The sequence below is a fragment of the Microbispora sp. KK1-11 genome, assembly GCF_006874435.1.
In the GTDB taxonomy this organism is placed as follows: Bacteria; Actinomycetota; Actinomycetes; order Streptosporangiales; family Streptosporangiaceae; genus Microbispora; species Microbispora catharanthi.
This window is the reverse complement of the sequence record NZ_VIRJ01000034.1, coordinates 62,170-80,784: the sequence shown is the minus strand read 5'-3', so window position 1 is coordinate 80,784 and position 18,615 is coordinate 62,170. Positions and strand designations below refer to the sequence as shown.

The window sequence follows — 18,615 nt, the reverse complement described above, 5'->3', positions numbered from 1 at the left end:
GCCGTAGGAGCTCGTACGGGCTCAGTCGTCGGCGGGGTCGAACTTGTAGCCGAGGCCGCGCACGGTGAGGATGCAGCGGGGGTTGGACGGGTCGGCCTCGACCTTGGCCCGCAGCCGCTTCACGTGCACGTCGAGCGTCTTGGTGTCGCCCACGTAGTCGGCGCCCCAGACCCGGTCGATGAGCTGGCCGCGGGTGAGCACCCGCCCGGCGTTGCGCAGCAGGACCTCGAGCAGCTCGAACTCCTTCAGCGGGAGCTGCACCTGCTGGCCGCGCACGGCCACGATGTGCCGGTCGACGTCCATGCGGACCGGTCCCCCGGTCAGGACTGCCGACTCCACCTCCTCGATGTCGCCCTGCCTGCGCAGCACCGCGCGGATGCGCGCCACCAGCTCGCGGGACGAGAACGGCTTGGTCACATAGTCGTCGGCGCCCAGCTCAAGGCCGACGACCTTGTCGATCTCGCTGTCCTTCGCGGTCAGCATGATCACCGGCACCTTCGAACGCTGCCTGAGCGAGCGGCACACCTCGGTTCCGGGCAGGCCGGGGAGCATCAGGTCGAGCAGGACGAGGTCGGCGCCGTTGCGGTCGAACGCGTCCAGCGCGTCGGGGCCGGTGGCCGCCACCGCGACCTCGTACCCCTCTTTCCTGAGCATGTACGACAGGGCGTCCGAGAACGACTCCTCGTCCTCGACGACGAGTACCCGAGTCACTTAGCGGCCTCCTGGGGGATGGTCGTGCTTGGTACGGGGACCGCCTGACCGCCGAACGCGGGAAGGCGAAGAGTGAAGGTCGAACCGGAGCCCTCTTTGCTCCACACCGCGACCTCGCCGCCGTGGGCGACGGCCACGTGTTTGACTATCGCGAGGCCGAGCCCGGTGCCGCCGGTGGCCCGGGACCTGGCCGCGTCGACGCGGAAGAACCGCTCGAAGATGCGTTCCTGGGCGCTTTCCGGGATGCCGATGCCCTGGTCGCTGACGCTCACCTCGACGGCGCTTCCTGCCGGCCTCGCACTGATCACGACGCGGGTGTGCTCGGGGCTGTAGGCGACGGCGTTGTCGATGAGGTTGCGCAGCGCGGTGACGAGAAGCTCGTCGTCGCCCCAGACCTTCAGGCCCTCCGTGCCGCCCGCGACGAGCGTGATGTCCTTCGCCGACGCCTTCGTGTTGCACCGGTCGATGGCCTCGTGGACGGCCTCGTCCACGGGCACCTGCTCGGGCGCCGGGATGGGCTCGCCGCCCTGGATCCGCGACAGCGTGATCAGGTCCTGCACCAGGTAGGTCAGGCGGGCGGCCTCGTGCTGCATCCGGCCGGCGAACCGCTTCACGGCCTCGGGGTCGTCGGCCGCGTCCTGGACGGTCTCGGCGAGCAGGCTCAGCGCGCCGACCGGCGTCTTGAGCTCGTGGCTGACGTTCGCCACGAAGTCCCTGCGCACCGCCTCGACCCGCTGCCGCTCCGTCTGGTCCTCGGCGAGCACGAGCACCTGTCCGTGGGAGCCGAGCGGAGCCACCCGCACCGCGAACGACGTGGACTCCTGCCCGAACTTGCGTCCGGCGGTCTCGATCTCGCTCTCGCGGATCTCGCCGTCCCTGCGGACCTTCCTGGCCAGCGCGAGCAGTTCTGCGGCCATGAGGGACTCCCCGCGTACGAGGCCGAAGGCGCGCGCGGCCGAACTGGCGCGCAGCACCCGGTCCTCGCGGTCGAGGACGACCGCCGAGGAGGGCAGCACGGCGAGCACCGACGCCACCCCCGGAGGCAGGCCGTCGTCCACCGGTTCGGGTGCGCGGGGCTTGTCCGCCTGCCGTCGGATCGCGAGCATGACGAAGGAGCCGAGGACGAATCCGCCCATCGCCGCCAGGCTCGCCAGCAACTCGTTCACATTCAGCAGCCTAGGCGGCATTTCTGGTTCTTCCACCTGCCCGACCTGGCACGACGGCCCTGTTTCCGGAAAAGTTCATCCGGCGGTCGGGATTCGTTCATAGACCCGCGCGTAGCGTGGCGGCCATGCGCGACGCCTATCACGAAGAGCTTGCGGCCCTGACCGACCGCCTGGTGGAGATGACCCGCCTGGTGCGGTCGGCCATGTCGAGAGGGACGACCGCTCTGCTCGACGCCGACCTGCAGCTGGCGGAGAGCGTCATCTCCCAGGACGCCGAGGTCGACCGGCTGCACAAGGAACTCGAGGCCTCGATCTTCGAGCTGATGGCCACGCAGCAGCCGGTGGCGGTCGACCTGCGTACCGTCATCACCGCCCTGCGGATGGCCGCCGACCTGGAGCGTATGGGCGACCTGGCCGAGCACATCGCCAAGCTCGCCCGGATGCGCCACCCCGAGTCCGCCATCCCGGCCGAGCTGCGTGACACGTTCGTCGAGATGGGCGCCATCGCCGAGAACCTGATCACCAAGGCGGGCAGCTGCATCGCCTCCCGCGACGTCGACCTCGCCAAGGAGCTGGAGGAGGACGACGACGCGATGGACCGCCGTCACCGCCGGCTTTTCCGCGTCCTGCTCTCCAAGGACTGGGAGCACGGCATCGAGGCCGCCATCGACATCACGCTGGCCGGCCGCTACTACGAGCGGTACGCCGACCACGCCGTACGCGTCGCCCGCGACGTCGTGTACCTCGTCACGGGTACGCGCGACGCGGACGCCCTCGCCGGCTGACGCGGCGGCGTACGGGGGCGCGGAAGCCCCGGTCCTCGGGGGGCCGGGGCTTTCGCGTGCCCCTCGCACAGTGCCGGGCGTAGGTCGTCTGTCGCACGTGCCGAATAGTCTTCGCTCTCGTGCCGAGACGATCATGGGTGCTCTGGGCGGCGGCGACGCTGACCGCGGCGGCTCCCGCCCTCTACTTCTGGGCCGTGTCGATCCTGACCGGCGACGACGGCAGCCGGAGCTACTGGTCGATGTCCTCGGGCTCCTGCCTCGGCTGGGACATCTACGATCAGGTCTCCCCCTGGGCATCCCCCATCAAGGCCTTTCCCCTCTTCTCGTACGACGGTGCACCGCTGATCGTCCTGGGCTTCGCGGGCTGGTGTCTGAGCCTGCGGAGCGGGCGAGCCGGACCGGGCAGGGTCGTCGGCCGTTGCGTGGCCGTCGTCCTGCTCGTCCTCAACCTCCCCGACTTCCTGCTTCCCGCGCTGGATGCGGCGCTCGGCCCCGCGTGCACGCAGATCTGGGGGCCGCCCGAGCTGCTGTCCTGGCAGATCGGGCGAGGCCTCTACGACTGCCTTCCGCCGGTCCTCGTCCTGTTCGCCGTACGCGCTCCCCGGCGCGCGTTCGTGCGCCGGGGAGCGGTCGTCCGCACGACGGCGGCCGTCCTGGCGGTGACCGCGGTCGTCCTGCTCCCGGCGGCGTCGGCCCCACCGGGGAAGGTGAGCGCGCAGTGGGAGCTCGGCTGTCCCGGATTCGGTGACGGCACCGTCAAGGGGTCGAGCGCGACGGAGCAGCGTTTTCTCTGCGTCGTCCGCAGCCACGACCACCGGTACGGCTCAGGCCTGGAGCGGTGGGACGAGGTCTCCGACCAGGCCGTCCTGGATCAGGGACGCTATCTATGCGCGCTGGCGACCCGGCACGGAGGCGACGTCGGCGCGCGGGCCGTCGACGAGGCCCCGCAGGCGTCCCTGGCGATCGCGCTGCCCAGCCTGTGCCCTGCGGTGGCCCGCGCGCAGCAGGCGGAGGAAGATCGGCGGCAGGCGGAGTCGGACGCGTACGTCGCCAGGGAGGAGCGGGCCTGCGCGGCGCATCCCCGGCACCGGCCGAAGATCAGGCCTGTACGACAGCGCCGGGCCACCTTCTGGACCGAGTTCTGGACCATCGAGGGCTGGGAGGACGGCTACGAGGGCAATCCTCCCGACCTGCTGAAGGACCTGGTGGGAAGCGGCCGGGGCGCGCTGGCGATCTGGGCCGCAGACGAGGCCGGTTCCGCCTGTGTGACGGTCGAGTCCTACACCCGGCGCCCGCCCTTGGAGACCAGAGGCTGGGACGAGGTGGTCGAGGTCGGGTACGAGAGCCCGTCCGGGTCCCTGCAGCTGGGCGGCGGAGAGGGACCGACGCTGAAGGGGCTGACCACGCGCGGCCCGGGCTCATACCGCGTGAGGGTCCATCTGCGCGGCCGCGAACTCGTCTACCAGGTGCCCTATCCCCCGCCGGGCGCCGTCGAACTCCTCGTCATGGTGTTCCCCGGCACGGCGAAGAAGCCGGTCGTCTACAAATGACCGAAGGCCGCGTCCCCGCTGAGGGACGCGGCCTTCGTGAGAGACGTGAGGGTTACTTCTTGCCCTGGTTGGCGACGGCCTCGATGGCGGCCTTGGCGGCCTCGGGGTCGAGGTACTCGCCCTTGCCGACCGGGCGGAAGTCGGCGTCCAGCTCGTAGCGCAGCGGAATGCCGGTCGGGATGTTCAGGCCCGCGATGTCGGCGTCGCTGATGCCCTCCAGATGCTTGACCAGCGCGCGCAGGGAGTTGCCGTGCGCCACCACCAGCACGTCGCGGCCGGCCGCCAGGTCGGGGACGATCGCGTCGTACCAGTACGGCAGCATGCGCCCGACGACGTCCTTGAGGCACTCGGTCCGCGGCACCAGCTCCGAGGGCAGCAGGGAGTAACGGCCGTCGCCGAGCTGGGAGTACTCGTCGTCGTCGGCGATCGGCGGCGGCGGCACGTCGTAGGACCGGCGCCACAGCATGAACTGCTCGTCGCCGAACTCCGCGCGGGTCTGGGCCTTGTCCTTGCCCTGGAGCGCGCCGTAGTGGCGCTCGTTCAGCCGCCAGGAGCGCTTCACCGGGAGCCACAGCAGGTCGGCCGCCTCAAGCGCGATGTTGGCGGTCTTGATGGCCCTGGTGAGCACCGAGGTGTGCACCACGTCGGGCCGGATGCCGGCCTCCAGGAGCAGCTGACCGCCGCGCCGCGCCTCCTCCTCGCCGGTCGGCGAGAGTGTCACGTCCACCCAGCCGGTGAACAGGCCTTTGACATTCCATTCGCTCTCGCCGTGCCGCAGCAGCACCAAAGTCGCCATGCGGCCAATCCTATCGGCGTGCGGCAGACGTCCCGTTGGTCAGGACTCGACCACCCGCGCGAAGGCCTGGAGGTTGGCCAGCGACTCGCCGCGCTTGACCCGCCACTCCCACTCACGCCTGATGGACGTCGCGAAGCCCAGCTCGAGTGCGCGGTCGAACGACTCGTCCGAGTAGGTGAGGACGCAGCCGAGGACCCGGTCGATCTCCTCCTCGGTCACCGCGTCCAGCGGCAGCCGGCCGACCAGGTGCACGTCGCCCGTGGCGTCGACGGCGAAGTGGACGCCGTACATCGAGCCGTTCTTGTGAAGCAGCCAGCGGTAGAACTCGGCGTGGTTCTCGTCGGGCTGCCGGCAGAAGAACGCCTCGATGTTCAGCGCCTGGTCGCCGATGACGAGCCAGGTCAGCGTGGCGAGCTTGTGCTGGCCCGGCAGCCTGACCAGGAACGCGCCCGGCTTCGGCCGCTCGTAGGACAGCTCGGCGGACTCCAGCGCCGACGCGATGACGGCTTCCAGATCCGGTCTCATACGCCCCACCCTATGAGCTGACCGCGATGGGGGTCCGGTGGAGCTGGGCCATGGCGCCGGCGTACACGTCGGCCAGCCGGGCGGCGGTCGCCGACCAGCCGAAGGCGGTGGCGTGCTGCACGGCGTTGGCGGCCAGCTCGGCGAGCCGGTCCGGGTGCCCGGCCAGCACGGCGAGCTCGCGCGCCCAGTCGTGCGGGTCGTGTCCCGCCACCAGAACGCCGGACACGCCGTCCTTGACGGCCGTGCGCAGGCCGCCGACCGCCGCCGCGACGACGGGCGTGCCGCACGCCTGCGACTCCAGCGCGACCAGCCCGAACGACTCGTTGTACGAAGGCACGACGGTCACGTCGGCGGCCCGATACCAGTCGGCCAGCTCCGGCTGCGGCGCGGGCGGCGCGAGCCGTACGACGTCGGCGATGCCCAGCTCGGCCGCGAGGTCGCTGAGCAGGGAGGGATGGGCGAGGCCGTTGCCGCTGGGCCCGCCCACGCAGGCCACGACGAGCCGCGACCGCAGCGAGGGGTCCTCCACGAGCATCCGGGCGGCGGCCCTGAGCAGCACGTCGGGGGCCTTGAGCGGCTGGATGCGGCCCACGAACAGCAGCACGTGGGCGTCCTGCGGCAGGCCGAGGCGGCGGCGTGCGGCGCCCTTGGACGCGGGCTGGAAGACGGCGAGGTTCACGCCGGGGTTGACGACCGCGACCCGCTCGCGCGGCGCGCCGTACAGGCTGATCAGCTCCTCAGCCTCGGCGGCGGTGTTGGCGACCAGGCGGTCGGCGACCTCCACGACCTGCTCCTCGCCGAGCACGCGCATCGCCGGCTCGGGCTTGTCGCCCTCGGCGAGCAGCGCGTTCTTCACCTTGGCCATGGTGTGCATGGTGTGCACGAGCGGCACGCCCCAGCGCTCCTTGGCCAGCCAGCCCACCTGGCCCGACAGCCAGTAGTGCGAGTGGATCACGTCGTACCGGCCGGGGTCGTACATCGCCTCGGTGCGCAGCACACCGGACAGGAAGCCGCACAGCTGCCCGGGGAGATCGGCGCGGTCGAGCTCCTCGTACGGCCCGGCGGTGACGTGGCGCACGAGCACGCCCGGACTCAGCTCGGCGACCGGAGGCAGGTCACGGGCGGTGCGGCGGGTGAAGATCTCCACCTCGATGCCCAGCGCCGCGAGACGTTTGGCGACCTCGAGGATGTAGACGTTCATGCCGCCGGCGTCCCCCGTGCCCGGCTGGTCCAGCGGGGACGTGTGCACGCTGATCGTCGCGACGCGGTTGACCCGACGCCGTAACACCGACACCCGAACCACCTCCGAAAGCGTTATAACCACCAAAATCATCACTGGATTCCCCGACATCGGTGAGAACCGGGGGCCCTGAGAGGATGTCGCCTGCCGATCGAGGCGATGGGGAAGGACGATGGCGGTGACGATGACCAATCCCGCGGCGACCGAGACCGTGGTCAGGACCGCGGTGGTGACCGGCGCGAGCAGCGGCATCGGCGAGGCGACGGCCCGCCGGCTCGCCGCGGAGGGATACCGGGTCGTGGCGGCGGCGCGACGGCGGGACCGGCTCGACAAGCTCGCGGCCGAGGTTCCCGGCGTGCGCCCGGTGACGCTGGATGTGACCGACCAGGCGTCGGTGGACGCGCTGGCCGCCTCGCTGGACCGCTGCGACGTCCTGGTGAACAACGCGGGCGGCGCGTTCGGGCTCGAGCCGGTGGCCGAGGGCCGGGTGGACGACTGGCAGCGGATGTACGACGTGAACGTGCTCGGCTCCCTGCGCATGACCAGGGCCCTGCTGCCGAAGCTCATCCAGTCGGGGGACGGCGTCCTGGTGATGCTCACCTCGACGGCCGGGCTCGTGTCGTACGAGGGGGGCGGAGGCTACTGCGCGGCCAAGCACGCACAGACGTCGATGACCGAGACCCTCCGCCTGGAGCTGTGCGGCGACCCGGTGCGGGTCGTCGAGATCGCGCCGGGCATGGTGATGACCGAGGAGTTCGCCGTGACGCGCTTCCGCGGCGACGCCGAGCGCGCCGCCAAGGTGTACGAGGGCGTCCCCGACCCGCTGAGCGCGGACGACGTCGCCGACGTGATCGCCTTCGCCGTGACCCGTCCGTCGCACGTGAACATCGACAGGCTGGTCGTCCGGCCGCGCGCGCAGGCCGCCCAGCACAAGGTGCACCGGGTCTCGCCGGGTACATGAGCGCGGGAGCATGAGGCCGACCAGGCCGGTCGGGACGGTCACGCGCGGCACCACCGGGCACAACCGGCTGCGCCGCTGCGACCGCTGGATCGCCGCCGTGTACGGTCCGTTGCTGCGCTCGGCCCGGGCGGGGGCGGCGCCGCTGGTGGTGGACCTCGGCTACGGCGCGTCCCACACCACGACGACCGAGCTGTTCACGCGGCTGCGCCGGGTCTGCCCCACGGTCGAGGTGGTGGGCGTGGAGATCGCCCCCGAGCGGGTCGCGGCGGCCAAGCCGTACGAGCGGGAGGGGCTGTCGTTCGTCAGGGGCGGCTTCGAACTGCCGGTCCCCCGCCCGCCGATGATCGTGCGCGCGTTCAACGTGCTGCGGCAGTACGGCGAGGCCGAGGCGTGGGAGCACTGGGACCGGCTGCGGGCCGGTCTGCACCCCTCGGGCGTGCTCGTGGAGGGCACCTGCTCGGAGGTCGGCCACCGGGCGACCTGGGTGGCGCTCGGCGCCGAGGGGCCGCGGACGCTCACCTTCGCGGCCCGGTTCACCGGCTTCGAACGCCCTTCCGACCTGGCCGAGCGCCTGCCCAAGACGCTGATCCACCGCAACGTCCCGGGCGAACGCGTCCACGCGTTCCTGACGGACTGGGATCGTGCCTGGGCGACCTGCGCCTCCTTCGGCGCCTACGGCACGCGGCAGCGCTGGATCAGGGCGGCCGAGCTGCTGGCGCGGGACTGGCCGGTGGAGGCGGCCCCGCCGACCGGCGGCCCCGGCCGCTGGCGGCTCGGCGAACTGACCCTGCCCTGGAGCAGCGTCTCCCCCCGCGATCGATGATTCCGGTGGTTGATAACGTCCCGCCCATGCGTTTCGTCCTCGACCCGGAGATGACCCCCGAGCTCTTCGAGGAGCTCCTGAGCTGCTGGGCGGAGGTGACCAACGCGGGTGGCGCGGTGGGTTTCGTGCCTCCCGTGACACCGGACGACGTCAGGCCGACGGCGGACAAGGCGTTCGCCCGCACGCGCGCGGCCGCCGGGCCGGGGGCCCCCGACAGCCTCCTCGTCGGGTTCGGTGACGACGGCGCCGCGGGCGCCTGGCTCATCCTGGGCGACAACGGCTCGGGCCTGCGGGCGCACTGGCGCTGGCTGCTGCGGGTCATGGTCCACCCCAAGCACCAGGGCAAGGGGTACGGCAGGGCGCTGCTGCTCGCCGCGGACGACGCCGCGAGGTCGCTCGGCCTTGAGGCGTTGCAGCTCACCTGCCGCGGCGGCACCGGGGTCGACCGCTTCTACGCGAGCGTGGGCTACCGGGAGGTCGGCCGGGTGCCCCGCTCGATCCGGGTGGCCCCCGGCGACGACCGCGACGAGATCTACATGCTCAAGTGGCTCTGAAAGTTTTGGCCCAATGCTTATCCGATGTCCCGTAGGGCCGAATCGAACACCGCATAGGCTGCGGTACTGAACAGTACGAAGCGCACCTCTTCCACCACGGCCGGGGCGGCCTGCCGTACCGCGGTGATCGCGATACGGGCGGCGTCCTCGACCGGCCACCGGTAGATCCCCGTGGAGATCGCGGGGAACGCCACCGTGCCGGCGCCGAGCGCGTCGGCGACGACGAGCGACTCCCGATAGCAGGAGGCCAGCAGATGGGATCGGTCCTCGCTCCGCGAGTACACGGGCCCGACCGTATGGATCACCCATCGCGCGGGCAGGCGTCCCGCGGTGGTCGCGACGGCCTGACCGGTCGGCAGTCCCCTGCCGTACCGGGACGCGCGCAGCGCCCGGCACTCCTCGAGGATCTCGGGGCCGCCGCGCCGGTGGATGGCGCCGTCCACCCCTCCGCCGCCCATCAGGGACGAGTTGGCCGCGTTGACGATCGCGTCCACCCGCTGCTCGGTGATGTCGCCTTCGATCAGAACGATTTTCATGCCTCCCACCTCTCTACAGGACGTAGTACTACCCCGGGTAGGCTGAAAGACGTGAAGGGACTGGGAGAGCTTGAACGCAGCATCATGGACATCCTCTGGGCGGAGAACACCCCGCTCACGGCTCGCGAGGTAGGACGCCTCATCGAGGACCGCGACCTCGCGCCGACGACCGTGATGACCGTGCTCGACCGGCTGGCCCGCAAGGGCTTCCTCACCCGCACCCGCGACGGCCGCGCCTGGCGCTACCAGCCCGCCGCGAGCCGTGACGCGTACGTCGCCGAGCTCATGCTCGAGGCCCTGGACCTGACCGGCGACCGCGACGCGGCGCTGACCCGCTTCGCCCGCGCCGTCTCCGGCTCGGAGGCCGAGATCCTGCTGAAAGCCCTCACGGAGCTGGAGGAAGAGTGATCGCGGCGGCGGTCTTAGCGGCGCTCGCGATGATCTGCGCCGTGGCCGCGTGGCGGCTGACGTTCGCGCGCTGGACGTGGCGCGCCCCGCGCACGGCGATCCTGCTGTGGCAGTCGCTCGGGCTGACCTGGGGGCTCGCCTCCATCGGCGCCCTGCTCGCCTTCGCGCTCGACCCCTACCGCAGGGGCGTCGTGCACGGGCTCGCGGAGTTCCTGCTGAGCGTGGAGTTCGGCATGCGCCAGCCGTACGACTACCTCCGGCTGGCCGCGCTGGTCGCGGGCCTGTCGCTGCTCGCCGTACTGGTGGCCCTGCCTCTCGCGGCCGGGGCGCAGACGCTGCGTGCCCGCCGCCGGCACCGGCTCCTGCTCGCGCTGGTCGCCAGGGACGAGCCGGCCGTGCCCGGCGTGCGGGTGGTCGACTTCCCCGGGGCCGCCGCCTACTGCCTGCCGGGGCTCAAGTCGCAGGTCGTCATCAGCGACGGGACGCTGCACCTGCTGTCGTCCGCGGAGCTGGAGGCCGTGCTGGCACACGAGGCCGCCCACGTGCGCGAGCGCCACGACCTGGTGCTGCTGCCGTTCGCCGCGCTGCGCCGCGCGCTGCCGTGGTCGAAGCTGGTCCGCGACGCGCAGGCGTCGGTCGAGCTGCTGGTCGAGATGGCCGCCGACGACCGCGCCAGGCAGCGGTGCTGCCCCCGCAGGCTGGCCACCGCCCTGCTGCGCTTCGGCACCTCGGCCGCGCTGCCCACGCCGCAGGGCGCGCTCGGCGTGTCCGCGCCGTCCAGCGTGATGGCCCGGGTCGACCGGCTCGTACGGCCCGAGGTCGCGCTTCCGGCCGCCCACCGCTTCCTGATCCTGGCCGGATCGGTGGTGCTCGCCACCAGCGCCCCGCTGCTTTGGCTGCTTCCTGGGTGAACCTTGGGTGCTAGCTGGAATTATCCGTCCAGTTTGCAATTGCAAGCAGTGCGATGCAGACTGGGGACATGGAACTGCCCAAGGTCGCCTCGCTCGGTGAGTACATCCGCCAGCAGCGGCAGCAGGCGAAGATCTCGCTTCGTCAGCTCGCCGCGCAGGCCGGTGTGTCCAACCCTTACCTGAGCCAGGTGGAACGGGGCCTGCGCAAGCCGAGCGCGGAGATCCTGAACCAGATCGCGAAGGGTCTGCACATCTCCGCCCAGGCGCTCTACGTCCAGGCCGGCCTCATCGAGGACCGCGAGCCGCACAGCGACGTGCTGGCCGCGATCCGGTCCGACGTCACACTCACCGGGCGGCAACGCCAGGTGCTGATCGACATATACGAGTCGTTCCGTAAGGAGAACCGGGCCGACACCGCCCAGCCGCCGCAATCGGCTGAGCATCTCGGGGACGACCCGGTTCTCCCACGCGACGGCATTACACCGGATTCGAAGGAAGGATAGCCCATGACCATCACGACCCAGGCCAAGAAGATCACGGAGTCCAAGCCGTTCTACGCGCTCACGGGCGCCGGCGACTACGCCGTGGAGAAGGCCCGCTCCTACGCCTCCACCGTGCAGGACAAGGCGGAGGTCGTCGCGCGCGAGCTGCCGGAGAAGGCGAAGGGCTACGCCGACGCCGCCGCCGCCCGCTTCAACCGGCTGTACGACGACCTGGCCAGCCGCGGCCGCAAGGTCGTCAGCCGGGTGAGCGGCGAGGCCGCGCTGGAGCTGACGGAGGTCTCGGAGACCGCCGAGCCGGCGATCGCCGCCGAGACCACCTCCAAGCGGACCGGTCGCGCCCGCGCCACCACGAGCCAGAGCTGATCCGCGGCTCACGCGAACGACACGGCGGCGGCCCGCCTTCCCTCCGGGGGAGGCGGGCCGCCGCCGTTCACGGGCCCCTGGCGGATCCGTGGCGCGGCGCCTCGGGAAGTTCGCGGAGACCGGCCTTCGCGCCCGCGCCACGTGTCGGCGCCGCCCACTAGTCTGGGGGCGTCAGTGACTGTGACCGTGTGGGAGCGTCCATGTTCGGGCTGTACGGCATCCTCGACATCATCTTCTGGCTGCTTTCCGTCGGGGCCTTCGTGTTGTCCGGCTGGGCGCTGGTGCACGCTCTGCGGATCCCCGCACGCGCCTTCCCCGCGGCCGGCAAGCAGACCAAGCAGCTCTGGCTGATCATCCTCGGCCTGGCGACGCTGTTCACCTTCGCCGCCGCGATCAACTACCTGGGCATGGGCATGGGGCTGCCCAACATCTTCACGATCGCCGCCGTCATCGCGGCGGGCATCTACCTCGCCGACGTGAAGCCCGCGGTCAACGGCTACCGGGGCGGCGGCAACCAGGGGCCGTACGGGCCGTGGTGAAAGGCCGCGTGAGGCGCCCGGGTCAGAGCCAGTCGCGGGCCCGGAACACCCGGTAGAGCGTGGCCGAGGCGACGACGATCAGCACAGTGGACGCCCAGAAGCCCCACGAGTGCCCGAAGCCGGGGAACGGGATGTTCTGCCCGTAGAAGCCGGTGATCAGCGTGGGCACCGCGATGATCGCGGCCCAGCTCGTCACCCGCTTCATGATGAGGTTCATCCGGTTGCTCTGCATGGTCAGGTGCGTCTCGCGGATGTTGCTGACCAGGTCGCGCAGCGACTCCGTCCACTCCGTGGCCCGCAGCACCTGGTCGTACACGTCCTGGAAGTACGGCGTCATCTCACCGTCGTCGCTCAGGCCGTTGCGGCGCAGGAGCGTGTTCACGGCCTCCCGCATGGGCATGACGATCCGGCGCAGCGTCACCAGGCTCTTGCGCAACTCGAACGTGCGCCGCTGGTCCTCGGGGCCGACCGGCCGGTCGCCGAACACCGTCCCCTCCAGGTCCTCGACCTGCTCGTCCATCGCCTCGACGGTCTCGAAGTGGCTGTCCACCACGTAGTCGAGCAGGCCGTGCAGCAGGAACGCGACGCCGTGCCGGGACAGGGCCGCCCCCTCGTCCCAGCGCCGGACCACCTCCTGGATGGAGAAGTCGTCCGACTGGCGTACGGTGACCAGCGCGTTCTTCGTGATGAAGGCGGTGGCGGGGGCGATGCGCACCTGGCCTGACTCGCTGTCGAACGCCGACGCGTAGACGCTGAGGAACATGTGGCTGTCGTAGACGTCGAGTTTGGGCCGCTGCCGGTGCTGCAGCGCGTCCTCCACGGCCAGGGCGTGCAGTCCCAGCTCCTCGCTGATGGCGTGGAGGTCGTCCTCGGTGGGTGCGCACATGTCGAACCACACCACCGCCGACGGGTCCTTCACGTGCTCGGAGACGTCGGCGACCGGAAAGCCCTCGGCCTCCAGGGTTCCGTTCCGGTACAACCGGGTGTGTCCCATGGACGGTTACCCTACCCATCCGGCGAACCCCGCCGAAGGGGGCGTCCTCCTGGGAATACGCAGGAGGACGCCCCCGTCTCGCACGGCGCCGGCCACCGGCGGCGCCGCCGCGTCAGCCCTTGTCGAGCTGCTGGAATCGGATCATGTTGCCCGCCGGGTCGCGGAAGGCGCAGTCGCGGACGCCGTACGGCTGGTCGATCGGCTCCTGCAGGACCTCGGCGCCGGACTCGCGGATCTTCTCGAAGGTCGCGTCGCAGTCCGGGGTGGCGAAGACGACGGCGCGCAGCCTGCCCTTCGCGAGCAGGTCGCTCAGCGCCGCGCGGTCCTCCGGGGAGGCGGTCGGGTCGGCGTTGACGGTCTCGAGGACGATGTTGACGTCCGGCTGCGACGACGGGCCCATGGTCAGCCAGCGGGCGCCCTCGTAGCCGACGTCGTTGCGCAGTTCGAGGCCGAGCACGTCCCTATAGAAGGCGAGCGCCGCGTCGCCGTCGTCGACCGTGATGTAGCAGTAGTGAAGAGTGAGTTCCATGCCGATGACGCTACGGCCGGCGGTGCTCCCCGTGCTTCTCGATTCCTGACCGGTCGTGCGGCCCGCATCCGATCCCCGGTTGGAGCACCGGGACCGATAGGGTTGCGGCTCATGGTGGATCTCGCGCGCCGGCTCGGACTGGCGGCACTGCTCGCCGTCCTCGCCGCCTCCCCCGCGCACGCCGTCACTGCGGCTTCCGCGCCTCTGGCGAAGGACGAGGTGACGATGGAGCTCCGCGAGAACGGCGTGCTCCATGTGAAGGAGACGGTCGCCCCCGCCGGCGAGGCGGTCAGGCGCACGCCGCTCACCCGGACCCGCTTCGACGACGGCCACGACCGCGTCTACCGCATCTCCAACGTCAAGGGCGGTTCGTACGACGGGGAGACCCTGTCGTTCAAGGGCACGGTGGAGTACGACGTGACCGGCGCCGTGACGCCCACGGCGTCGGGCGAGGAACTGCGGTGGTTCGCGGTGTCCGGCCCCGTGCAGGACGCGGTCGTCACCGTGACCGGCCCGGGCCGGGTGCAGAACCTGTCCTGCTTCGCCGGTGAGCTGAGCGCGGCCATCGCCTGCACCAGCGCCTCCGTCGAGGAGACCGGTACCACCTCCACCTTCGAACAGCAGGGCCTCGGGGAGGGCCAGACGCTCACGGTCGTCGTCGGCTACCCGAAGGGCGCGACGGGGGCCAGGCCGATCCTGGAGCGCAGGTTCGAGCTGTCCACCGCGTTCACGCTGAACGCGGTGACCGGCGGCTCGCTGGCGGCGCTACTGGTGCTGCTGCTGGGCGGCGTGGGGCTGCTCTACTGGACGCGGGGCCGCGACGCCCGTGTGGTCGGCAGCGAGTCCGCCCCGGTCAGCGGCCACCGCGACGGGCACTTCAGCCCGCCGGACGGCGTGCGCCCCGGGCAGATCGGCACGCTGTTCGACGAGCAGGCCGACGTGGTCGACGTGACCGCGACCATCGTGGACCTCGCCGTGCGCAACTTCCTGCGGATCGACGAGCGGCCGCGCCAGACCTTCGACACCCCCGACTGGTGCCTGGTGAAGCTGCCCGGCGCCCCGGTCGGCCAACTGCTGCCGTACGAGCGCGCCCTCCACGACGCGATCTTCGACGGCCGCGACAGGGTGCTGCTGTCGGAGCTGCACGGGTCGTTCTCCGCACGCCTGGCCACGGTGCGCGACGCGTTGTATCAGGACGTCGTGTCGCAGGGCTGGTTCGCCCGGCGGCCCGACTCCACCCGGTCACGCTGGACGACCCTCGGCCTGGCCGTGGTCGCGCTCGGGGTGATCGCCACCGTCCTGCTCGCCTGGCTCACGACGTACGGCCTGCTGGGACTCGCCCTGATCATCGCCGGAGCGGCGCTGGCCTTCGGCGCGCAGTACATGCCGGCCAAGACGGCCAAGGGCGCCGCGGCCCTGGCGCACACGCTCGGCTTCCGGGAGTACCTCGCCGGGGCGAGCGTCGACGACGTCCCCGCCGGCCAGCGCGTGGAGCTGTTCTCCCGCTACCTGCCGTACGCGGTGATCTTCGACAGCGTGGACCGGTGGGCGCGGGTGGTCAGCGCATTCAACGGCAACGGGCGGCAGACCGACCACCTGTACTGGTACCAGGGCCCGGCCGAGTGGGACCTGTCCAGGTTCGCCGACTCGATGCGGACGTTCGTCATGACCACCTCCGGGGCGATCTCGACCTCGCGCCAGTTCCGCTCGCTATAAGCCGGAGTCGGCGGCGCGGTGACGCCGGTAGTGCCGGGCGACGCGGGCCCGGTTGCCGCACCGCGCCGCCGAACACCAGCGCCGCCGCGGATGGGCGGGCAGGAACAGCATCACGCAGTCGTCCGCCGCGCACTCCCGCACGGTCGTGACCGCGGGGTCGGTCAGCAACTCGGCGACCGCCTCGGCGAGCACCGCCGCCAGCCGGACGCCCGACGGGCCTTCCCTGTGCGGCACGGCCGTCACGGCGGCGCCGTCCCAGGCCAGTGCGCGGACGGCGGGCGCCGCCCGCTGTGCCCGGTTGAGGCCGCGCAGCGCGTCCTCGGGCGGCCGCAGGCCCCGTCTCGCCTGATCGATCGCGGCCGCCGCGTGCTCACGCACCTCGTGCACCGCGCGCACCGCCGCGGCCAGTTCGTCGTCCGTCGACGGCGCCTGCCCGCTCTCCGGCAGCGCGCCGCCGAGCCGGTCGGCCTGCAGGCCCAGCCAGGTGCGCAGCCCCTCGGCGGTGGCGATCAGGTCGACCCGGCCGTCAGGCGTGCGCGGCCGGGTGTTGACCAGGTCGAGGGCGAGCGGCTCCCCGGTGAGGGGGACCAGATCAATCATGAAGCTAATGCTACCTCCATCGGTTGACGCATTAGGTGGCCGACCGCTACAACTAATGCGTCATCAGCATCAGGAGGCATTAGGCATGACGCTGCTCACCGTTCCGCGCACGCTCCACCGGCACGTCGAGGTCGGGGGCGTGCGGGTCTTCTACCGCGAGTCGGTGCCGGACGGGCGCGGCGACGACGCCCCCGTGATGCTGCTGCTCCACGGATTCCCCTCCGCGTCACACCAGTTCCGCCGGCTCATCGACGTGCTCGGATCCCGTTATCGGCTGATCGCGCCCGACTACCCCGGCTTCGGGCACACCGAGGCGCCCGCGGGCTTCACCTACAGTTTCGACGACCTCGCCGACGTGATGGAGGGCTTCGTCGAACGGCTCGGGCTGACCCGGTTCGTCATGTACGTCTTCGACTTCGGAGCTCCGGTGGGATTCCGACTGGCGACCCGGCACCCCGAGTGGATCGCCGGCCTCGTCGTGCAGAACGGCAACGCGTACGAGGAGGGCCTGTCGGACGGCGCCCGCGCCTTCGTCGCGCTGCGCCCTGACGTCGAGGGCGACGAGGACAAGGTGCGGGCGCTGCTGACGCTGGAGATGACCCGCGGCCAGTACGAGGGCGGCACGGCCGATCCGCAACTGGTGGCCCCGGACGGATGGACCCTCGACCAGCACTTCCTCGACCTGCCGGGGCGCAAGGAGGCCCAGGTGGCGCTGGCCTTCGACTACCACAGCAACGTGGAGCGCTACCCGCTGTGGCAGGCCTGGCTGCGCGAGCACCGGCCGCCGACGCTGATCACGTGGGGCCGCGACGACATGTTCTTCCCCGAGCCCGGGGCCCACGCCTACCTGCGCGACCTGCCCGACGCCGAACTGCACGTCCTCGACACCGGTCACTTCGCGCTGGAGGACCGGCTCCCCGAGATCGCTCCCCTGATCGCCGCGTTCCTCGACCGCGTGTGGGTGTGACCCGAGGCCGGTCAGGCGGGACGGACGCGGACCTCGCCGACCGGGACCCCGCCGCCGAACAGGGGGGCGGTGGCCAGCCCGGCCAGCTCCGGGGCGTCGATCCCGGCGGCGCGCAGGGCGGCGACGGTGACCGGCACACGGGCCCGGCCGCCGCCGTCCACGATCTTCACCGCGCCGGCCCGGCCCTCGGCGTCGGCGAAGGCGTCGAACGCCTCCGCGCCCGACTTCACCAGCAGCCCGGGAACGGCCCGCATCAGCAGGTTCTCGGCGCGGGTCGTGCCGCTCGTCCACTCGGGGTGCGCGCGCATCGCGTCGGCGACGCGCCGCTCCGGCGTGCCGGCCGGGGCGAGCGTGAGGGTGCGGAAGGACCGCGCCACCCCCGCCATCGAGACGAAGAACAGCGGCGCGCCGCAGCCGTCCACGCCGGTCGCCGCGACCCGCTCGCCGGTGAGCTCCTCCACCGTCGCGCGGATGGCCCGCTGCAGCGGGTGGCCGGGATGGCGGTAGTCGTCGACCGGCCAGCCGTTGACCGCGCAGGTCGCGAGCATCGCCGCGTGCTTGCCCGAGCAGTTCATCAAGATCCGGCGGGCGTCGCCGTGCTCCCGCAGAACCAGGCGGCGCGCCTCCTCGTCGAGCGGCAGGTCCTCCGGGCAGCGCAGGTAGGTCTCGTCCAGCCCCGCGCCCGCGAGGATCTTCCGTACGCCGTCGATGTGGAAGGGCTCGCCGCTGTGGCTCGCGGCGGCGAGCGCGAGCAGTTCGTTCTCGAGCGGCAGGCCCGCCCGCACCATCGCGAGCGCCTGCAGGGGCTTCATGGCCGAACGCGGCGACGCCAGGCTCGAAGTGTCCCCGCACACCATGACCGGGGCGCCGTCCGCCCCGATCACGTGCACGCGTGCGCGGTGCACCGACTCGACGAACCCCGACCGGACGACCTCGACGACCATCTCCGACATAACGGGCAGTCTATGAAGCCCCCGGACGTGGCAGAATTCGGGGCCATGCGTGCGGTCGTTCAGCGGGTCAGCTCCGCGTCCGTTGTGGTGGAGGGTCAGGTCGTCGGCGCCATCGACGAACCCGGCCTGCTCGTGCTCGTGGGCGTCACCCACACCGACGGGCGGGCCGAGGCGGCCAGGCTCGCCGCCAAGCTGTGGGGACTGCGCATCCTGCACGGCGAGAAGTCCTGCTCCGATATCGGCGCGCCGCTGCTGGTGATCAGCCAGTTCACGTTGTACGGCGACGCGCGCAGGGGCCGCAGGCCCACCTGGCAGGCCGCCGCGCCCGGCCCGGTGGCCGAGCCCCTCGTGGAGGCCGTGGTGGCCGAGCTCCGGGAGCTCGGCGCACGGGTGGAGACGGGCGTCTTCGGCGCCGACATGAAGGTCACCCTCACCAACGACGGCCCGATCACCCTCGTCCTGGACGTCTGACCGCCACGGTCTCC

23 protein-coding genes are annotated in these 18,615 nt (G+C 71.6%); 13 read left to right on the top strand and 10 right to left on the bottom strand.

Annotated elements, in window-relative coordinates; translation table 11 throughout:
• Window positions 1-21: 21 nt before the first annotated feature.
• The gene (locus tag FLW16_RS35590; protein ID WP_142564973.1) at window positions 22-711 is read right to left on the bottom strand and encodes a response regulator transcription factor; all 690 of its coding nucleotides are present in this window, start codon (window positions 709-711) and stop codon (window positions 22-24) included.
• Window positions 708-1,898 (bottom strand): ATP-binding protein, encoded by a 1,191-nt coding sequence (locus FLW16_RS35585; RefSeq protein WP_185949730.1) that lies wholly within the window; start codon window positions 1,896-1,898, stop codon window positions 708-710. The genes FLW16_RS35590 and FLW16_RS35585 overlap by 4 nt, the downstream gene beginning before the upstream one ends.
• Before the next feature lie 104 nt (window positions 1,899-2,002).
• On the opposite strand from FLW16_RS35585, the gene phoU reads away from it, so the two are divergent.
• Both phoU and FLW16_RS35575 read left to right on the top strand, forming a co-directional pair.
• Window positions 2,003-2,662: a phosphate signaling complex protein PhoU gene (gene phoU / locus FLW16_RS35580; protein WP_142564970.1), complete on the top strand. Its 660-nt coding sequence runs from the start codon at window positions 2,003-2,005 to the stop codon at window positions 2,660-2,662.
• Between the two features lie 119 nt (window positions 2,663-2,781).
• Window positions 2,782-4,212, top strand: a complete 1,431-nt coding sequence (locus FLW16_RS35575) for a hypothetical protein (protein ID WP_142564968.1) — start codon at window positions 2,782-2,784, stop codon at window positions 4,210-4,212.
• 52 nt (window positions 4,213-4,264) lie between these two features.
• On the opposite strand, the gene FLW16_RS35570 is transcribed toward FLW16_RS35575, so the two are convergent.
• Genes FLW16_RS35570 through mshA form a run of 3 tightly spaced genes read right to left on the bottom strand, consistent with a single transcriptional unit; the run spans window position 4,265 to window position 6,866 of the window.
• Window positions 4,265-5,008, bottom strand: coding sequence for a phosphoglyceromutase (locus FLW16_RS35570; protein WP_142564967.1), 744 nt, complete (start codon window positions 5,006-5,008; stop codon window positions 4,265-4,267).
• Window positions 5,009-5,047: 39 nt separating this feature from the next.
• Window positions 5,048-5,533: a YbjN domain-containing protein gene (locus FLW16_RS35565; RefSeq protein WP_142564965.1), complete on the bottom strand. Its 486-nt coding sequence runs from the start codon at window positions 5,531-5,533 to the stop codon at window positions 5,048-5,050.
• Between the two features lie 10 nt (window positions 5,534-5,543).
• Window positions 5,544-6,866: a D-inositol-3-phosphate glycosyltransferase gene (gene mshA, locus FLW16_RS35560; protein ID WP_142564963.1), complete on the bottom strand. Its 1,323-nt coding sequence runs from the start codon at window positions 6,864-6,866 to the stop codon at window positions 5,544-5,546.
• Window positions 6,867-6,984: 118 nt separating this feature from the next.
• Between mshA and FLW16_RS35555 the strand changes: the two genes are divergently transcribed.
• Genes FLW16_RS35555 through FLW16_RS35545 form a run of 3 tightly spaced genes read left to right on the top strand, consistent with a single transcriptional unit; the run spans window position 6,985 to window position 9,111 of the window.
• A complete protein-coding gene (locus FLW16_RS35555; RefSeq protein ID WP_221891447.1) occupies window positions 6,985-7,734 on the top strand; it encodes an SDR family NAD(P)-dependent oxidoreductase in 750 nt (249 codons plus the stop codon).
• Window positions 7,735-7,744: 10 nt separating this feature from the next.
• Window positions 7,745-8,557 carry a class I SAM-dependent methyltransferase gene (locus FLW16_RS35550; protein ID WP_142564961.1) on the top strand — a complete coding sequence of 271 codons (813 nt, stop codon included), beginning with the start codon at window positions 7,745-7,747 and terminating at the stop codon, window positions 8,555-8,557.
• A gap of 26 nt (window positions 8,558-8,583) precedes the next feature.
• The gene (locus FLW16_RS35545; protein WP_260615933.1) at window positions 8,584-9,111 is read left to right on the top strand and encodes a GNAT family N-acetyltransferase; all 528 of its coding nucleotides are present in this window, start codon (window positions 8,584-8,586) and stop codon (window positions 9,109-9,111) included.
• 17 nt (window positions 9,112-9,128) lie between these two features.
• Here the strand turns inward: FLW16_RS35545 and FLW16_RS35540 are convergent, their stop codons facing one another.
• On the bottom strand, window positions 9,129-9,647 hold the full coding sequence (locus FLW16_RS35540; RefSeq protein ID WP_142564957.1) for an O-acetyl-ADP-ribose deacetylase: 519 nt from the start codon (window positions 9,645-9,647) through the stop codon (window positions 9,129-9,131).
• Between the two features lie 51 nt (window positions 9,648-9,698).
• Here FLW16_RS35540 and FLW16_RS35535 point away from each other — a divergent pair, with 51 nt between their 5' ends.
• The 5 genes from FLW16_RS35535 to FLW16_RS35515 all read left to right on the top strand — a co-directional run bounded on the left by FLW16_RS35535 (window position 9,699) and on the right by FLW16_RS35515 (window position 12,371).
• A complete protein-coding gene (locus tag FLW16_RS35535) occupies window positions 9,699-10,055 on the top strand; it encodes a BlaI/MecI/CopY family transcriptional regulator (protein WP_142564955.1) in 357 nt (118 codons plus the stop codon).
• Entirely contained in the window at window positions 10,052-10,966 is a 915-nt protein-coding gene (locus FLW16_RS35530) for a M56 family metallopeptidase (protein WP_142564953.1), read from the top strand. Before FLW16_RS35535 ends, FLW16_RS35530 begins: the two co-directional genes overlap by 4 nt.
• 68 nt (window positions 10,967-11,034) lie before the next feature.
• A complete protein-coding gene (locus tag FLW16_RS35525; protein WP_142564951.1) occupies window positions 11,035-11,469 on the top strand; it encodes a helix-turn-helix domain-containing protein in 435 nt (144 codons plus the stop codon).
• Between the two features lie 3 nt (window positions 11,470-11,472).
• On the top strand, window positions 11,473-11,832 hold the full coding sequence (locus FLW16_RS35520; RefSeq protein WP_142564950.1) for a hypothetical protein: 360 nt from the start codon (window positions 11,473-11,475) through the stop codon (window positions 11,830-11,832).
• Between the two features lie 200 nt (window positions 11,833-12,032).
• The gene (locus FLW16_RS35515; RefSeq protein ID WP_142564948.1) at window positions 12,033-12,371 is read left to right on the top strand and encodes a DUF2516 family protein; all 339 of its coding nucleotides are present in this window, start codon (window positions 12,033-12,035) and stop codon (window positions 12,369-12,371) included.
• Between the two features lie 22 nt (window positions 12,372-12,393).
• Here FLW16_RS35515 and FLW16_RS35510 read toward each other — a convergent pair whose 3' ends face one another.
• Window positions 12,394-13,365, bottom strand: coding sequence for a magnesium transporter CorA family protein (locus tag FLW16_RS35510; protein ID WP_142564945.1), 972 nt, complete (start codon window positions 13,363-13,365; stop codon window positions 12,394-12,396).
• Between the two features lie 112 nt (window positions 13,366-13,477).
• Window positions 13,478-13,894, bottom strand: coding sequence for a VOC family protein (locus tag FLW16_RS35505; protein WP_142564943.1), 417 nt, complete (start codon window positions 13,892-13,894; stop codon window positions 13,478-13,480).
• Between the two features lie 111 nt (window positions 13,895-14,005).
• Between FLW16_RS35505 and FLW16_RS35500 the strand changes: the two genes are divergently transcribed.
• Window positions 14,006-15,610: a DUF2207 domain-containing protein gene (locus FLW16_RS35500; protein WP_260615932.1), complete on the top strand. Its 1,605-nt coding sequence runs from the start codon at window positions 14,006-14,008 to the stop codon at window positions 15,608-15,610.
• On the opposite strand, the gene FLW16_RS35495 is transcribed toward FLW16_RS35500, so the two are convergent.
• The gene (locus tag FLW16_RS35495) at window positions 15,605-16,210 is read right to left on the bottom strand and encodes an ABATE domain-containing protein (RefSeq protein ID WP_142564941.1); all 606 of its coding nucleotides are present in this window, start codon (window positions 16,208-16,210) and stop codon (window positions 15,605-15,607) included. The two genes, FLW16_RS35500 and FLW16_RS35495, sit on opposite strands and share 6 nt — an antisense overlap.
• Before the next feature lie 85 nt (window positions 16,211-16,295).
• Here FLW16_RS35495 and FLW16_RS35490 point away from each other — a divergent pair, with 85 nt between their 5' ends.
• Window positions 16,296-17,177, top strand: coding sequence for an alpha/beta fold hydrolase (locus FLW16_RS35490; RefSeq protein WP_142564939.1), 882 nt, complete (start codon window positions 16,296-16,298; stop codon window positions 17,175-17,177).
• Between the two features lie 11 nt (window positions 17,178-17,188).
• On the opposite strand, the gene FLW16_RS35485 is transcribed toward FLW16_RS35490, so the two are convergent.
• On the bottom strand, window positions 17,189-18,130 hold the full coding sequence (locus FLW16_RS35485) for an asparaginase (RefSeq protein ID WP_142564937.1): 942 nt from the start codon (window positions 18,128-18,130) through the stop codon (window positions 17,189-17,191).
• Window positions 18,131-18,175: 45 nt separating this feature from the next.
• On the opposite strand from FLW16_RS35485, the gene dtd reads away from it, so the two are divergent.
• On the top strand, window positions 18,176-18,601 hold the full coding sequence (gene dtd, locus FLW16_RS35480; protein WP_142564935.1) for a D-aminoacyl-tRNA deacylase: 426 nt from the start codon (window positions 18,176-18,178) through the stop codon (window positions 18,599-18,601).
• Window positions 18,602-18,615 lie beyond the last annotated feature (14 nt).

Excerpts from the sequence above, each read along its gene's own strand:
- mshA (WP_142564963.1), bottom strand. The coding sequence starts at position 6,866 with ATGATTTTGGTGGTTATAACGCTTTCGGAGGTGGTTCGGGTGTCGGTG.
- FLW16_RS35495 (WP_142564941.1), bottom strand. The coding sequence starts at position 16,210 with ATGATTGATCTGGTCCCCCTCACCGGGGAGCCGCTCGCCCTCGACCTG.
- FLW16_RS35515 (WP_142564948.1), top strand. The coding sequence starts at position 12,033 with ATGTTCGGGCTGTACGGCATCCTCGACATCATCTTCTGGCTGCTTTCC.
- FLW16_RS35570 (WP_142564967.1), bottom strand. The coding sequence starts at position 5,008 with ATGGCGACTTTGGTGCTGCTGCGGCACGGCGAGAGCGAATGGAATGTC.
- FLW16_RS35565 (WP_142564965.1), bottom strand. The coding sequence starts at position 5,533 with ATGAGACCGGATCTGGAAGCCGTCATCGCGTCGGCGCTGGAGTCCGCC.
- FLW16_RS35510 (WP_142564945.1), bottom strand. The coding sequence starts at position 13,365 with ATGGGACACACCCGGTTGTACCGGAACGGAACCCTGGAGGCCGAGGGC.
- phoU (WP_142564970.1), top strand. The coding sequence starts at position 2,003 with ATGCGCGACGCCTATCACGAAGAGCTTGCGGCCCTGACCGACCGCCTG.
- FLW16_RS35540 (WP_142564957.1), bottom strand. The coding sequence starts at position 9,647 with ATGAAAATCGTTCTGATCGAAGGCGACATCACCGAGCAGCGGGTGGAC.
- FLW16_RS35525 (WP_142564951.1), top strand. The coding sequence starts at position 11,035 with ATGGAACTGCCCAAGGTCGCCTCGCTCGGTGAGTACATCCGCCAGCAG.
- FLW16_RS35490 (WP_142564939.1), top strand. The coding sequence starts at position 16,296 with ATGACGCTGCTCACCGTTCCGCGCACGCTCCACCGGCACGTCGAGGTC.
- FLW16_RS35500 (WP_260615932.1), top strand. The coding sequence starts at position 14,006 with ATGGTGGATCTCGCGCGCCGGCTCGGACTGGCGGCACTGCTCGCCGTC.
- FLW16_RS35485 (WP_142564937.1), bottom strand. The coding sequence starts at position 18,130 with ATGTCGGAGATGGTCGTCGAGGTCGTCCGGTCGGGGTTCGTCGAGTCG.
- FLW16_RS35505 (WP_142564943.1), bottom strand. The coding sequence starts at position 13,894 with ATGGAACTCACTCTTCACTACTGCTACATCACGGTCGACGACGGCGAC.
- FLW16_RS35520 (WP_142564950.1), top strand. The coding sequence starts at position 11,473 with ATGACCATCACGACCCAGGCCAAGAAGATCACGGAGTCCAAGCCGTTC.
- FLW16_RS35585 (WP_185949730.1), bottom strand. The coding sequence starts at position 1,898 with ATGCCGCCTAGGCTGCTGAATGTGAACGAGTTGCTGGCGAGCCTGGCG.
- dtd (WP_142564935.1), top strand. The coding sequence starts at position 18,176 with ATGCGTGCGGTCGTTCAGCGGGTCAGCTCCGCGTCCGTTGTGGTGGAG.
- FLW16_RS35545 (WP_260615933.1), top strand. The coding sequence starts at position 8,584 with ATGCGTTTCGTCCTCGACCCGGAGATGACCCCCGAGCTCTTCGAGGAG.
- FLW16_RS35550 (WP_142564961.1), top strand. The coding sequence starts at position 7,745 with ATGAGGCCGACCAGGCCGGTCGGGACGGTCACGCGCGGCACCACCGGG.